The organism is Nocardia tenerifensis NBRC 101015 (genome assembly GCF_000308715.1).
GTDB classification, from domain to species: domain Bacteria; phylum Actinomycetota; class Actinomycetes; order Mycobacteriales; family Mycobacteriaceae; genus Nocardia; species Nocardia tenerifensis.
The window spans coordinates 1-2,583 of the sequence record NZ_BAGH01000483.1; the positions used below are offsets into that span (position 1 = coordinate 1).

The 2,583-nt window shown below is 70.6% G+C and carries 2 protein-coding genes; both read left to right on the forward strand.

Annotated features, from left to right (window positions below):
• The first annotated feature begins 646 nt into the window (after positions 1-646).
• Positions 647-1,912 (forward strand): carboxylesterase/lipase family protein, encoded by a 1,266-nt coding sequence (locus ON39_RS34240; RefSeq protein WP_051187462.1) that lies wholly within the window; start codon positions 647-649, stop codon positions 1,910-1,912.
• Positions 1,913-2,288: 376 nt separating this feature from the next.
• Positions 2,289-2,583, forward strand: a 295-nt coding sequence (locus tag ON39_RS50230; protein WP_218006192.1) for a hypothetical protein, incomplete at its 3' end; no start/stop codon positions are given.

Sequence of the window (2,583 nt, forward strand, 5' to 3'; positions counted from 1 at the left end):
GGGGTGCAGGGGGGTGGGGCCGGTGTCCCGTTGTGCGGGGCGCACGCTGGTGGTGCCGGAGTTCGGCCATGCGGGTGCACGCTGGTGGTGCCGGTGTCCCGTTGTGCGGGGCGGGTGGGCACCGGCTTCGGCACGGTCGGCGTCGGCGATCTCAACGGCTACCCCGAATCCGTGCCCGCCACGACCGTGGACCGGCACCCAGGCTCGACGAGCACACGCCCGTGGGGCCGGTGTTCAGCTGTGCGGGGTGCACATTGGTGGTGCCGGTGCCCTGCTATGTGGGGTGCAGGCTGGTGGGGGGCCGAAACCCAGCTGTGCGGCTCGCACACCGGCGTAGCCGGAATTGAGCAGAGTCGAATGGTCGTGGTTGAAGATCGAATTGCGACCATTCGACTCTGCTCGCGGGGTCGCGCACCTTGCTGGTTGCGGCAGAGGCTGTCGGCGCTCGACCGGGAGGGGCAGCTGGCACCGCGCCATTGCCCAGGGTGGTGGGTTATGGGCACTAAAGGCTTCGTGGAGTGGGGGATGGTGGCTGCTGAGGCGGAGGGTGACCGAATCCGGTTCATTTCGGCGTACTTTCGGCGGATCGCGGCGTGCGGCGGCGTAGTGCTGGCTCGGGGACCATTGTCGCGGGAGACTCGGTCGCATGACCAGTGAAAGCAATCAGTCGGCTGTCGTGGGGACCGCCACCGGTAAGGTTCGCGGCGTCATCGAGGGGGCGGTGACGGTTTTCCGCGGTATTCCGTACGCCAGAGCCGTGCGATTCGGTGTGCCGGAGGCGGTGGCCCCGTGGGAGGATGTGCGCGACGCGGTCGAATCCGGTCCGGCGGCACCGCAATTGGCGTCGCGGCTGGATCAGGTGATGGGGTCGTTCGCGGTGCCGCAGGCCGAGGACTGCCTGTCACTGAACGTGTGGGCGCCGCCCGGCGACGATCATCCGGTGCTGGTGTTCCTGCACGGCGGCGGGTTCTCCAGCGGGACGGGGCGTCTCGGCTGGTACGACGGGGCAGAACTGGCGGCGCTCGGCGACGTCGTCGTGGTGACGGTCAACTATCGGCTCGGCGCGCTCGGGTTCCTGCGGTTGCCCGGGGTGAGCGACGGGAATCTGGGCCTGCTGGATCAGATCGCGGCGCTCACCTGGATTCGCGACAATATCGCCGCGTTCGGTGGTGATCCGGCACGGGTGACTGTCTCCGGGCAGTCGGCGGGCGCGATCTCGATCGTGGCGATGCTGTCCGGCGACCGGGCCGACGGGCTGTTCCAGCGGGCGATCCTGCAGAGCGCGCCGCTCGGCATGCTGCCCGACGCGCCGGACCAGGCCGAGGAGACCGGCGCGAAGTTCTTGCGGGAGTTGGGGATTGAGGCCGAGCAGCTCGGCGACGTACCCGTCGAGGCGATGCTCGCCGCCCAGCGGGCCGTCGCCATGGGGGCCGAGGGTCGGGTGGTGCCGCCGTTCCAACTAGTGGCCGATGGAGCGGTGGTCGCCGCCGACCCGGTGGGCGCGGTGAGTGCCCGCACGGACGGCATGCCCATGCTGATGGGGACGACCAGAGATGAAGCGGCAGCGTTCTTCTCGCACGACTGGGACGCGGTCGCGGCGATCACCGAGCAACTGTTCGCCGCGCCGACCCGGCGGCTGAGCGAGGCACGCAATCCGGCCGGCGCGCCCGCCTGGCTGTTCCGGTTCGACTGGCATCCGCAGGACAGCCCGCTGCGCGCATGCCACTGCCTCGAACTGCCCTTCCTCCTCGGCAACGAGCACGCCTGGCAGGACGCGCCGATGCTGCGCGGTGAGCGTCCGCAGCAGCTGGTAGACGAAATGCGCCGCGCCTGGCTGAATTTCGTCATCGACGGAGATCCGGGGTGGGAGCGCGGCGGCATCCGGTACTTCACTGACTCAGAATCTCGCTGACTCCGAATCTCGTTGTCCGGCATCTCGTTGATCCGGCCCCTCGTTGATCCGGCGTCTCGCTCGCCCGGTGTGCCTCGGGGGTCCGGTGCCTCCCTGGGTCGGGCGGTTCGCTGCTCCGGCGTCGTATGGGGTCGGGCGTCGTGTGGGGTCGGGCGTCGTGTGGGTCGGGCGTCGTATGGGGTCGGGCGTCGTATGGGTCGGGCGTCGTATGGGGTCGGGCGTCGTATGGGGTCGGGCGTCGTGTGAGGTCGGGCGTCGTGTGAGGTCGGGCGTCGCGTGAGGTCGAGCGTCGCGTGAGCCTGGCACCTCGGTGCGGCATCTCGCGGGCCTGGTGCCCAGCGCTCGCCCCCTGCCTGCTCTTCGCATCGACGGCGATTTGCGCACGATCGGGACCAAGCAATGCGTTGCCCGCGTCACGATGCACGGCGTCGGTGCGGCGTACGCGCTGACCGTGCAGCAGGGCCGCGCAGCAGGGCCGCGCAGCAGGGCCGCGCAGGCTCGGCGTCTCGCTGGCCCAGCGTTCTCGGGTCCGGTGCCCCGCTGTCCGGTCCTCGCTGGCCTGCCGTCGCTGGCCTGCCGTCGCTGGCCTGCCGTCGCTGGCCCGCCGTCGCTGGCCCGCCGTCGCTGGCCTGCCCTCGCTGGCCTGCCCTCGCTGTCCCGCCGTCGCTGTC

Coding starts and splice junctions, on each gene's coding strand:
- ON39_RS34240 (WP_051187462.1), top strand. CDS start 647: ATGACCAGTGAAAGCAATCAGTCGGCTGTCGTGGGGACCGCCACCGGT.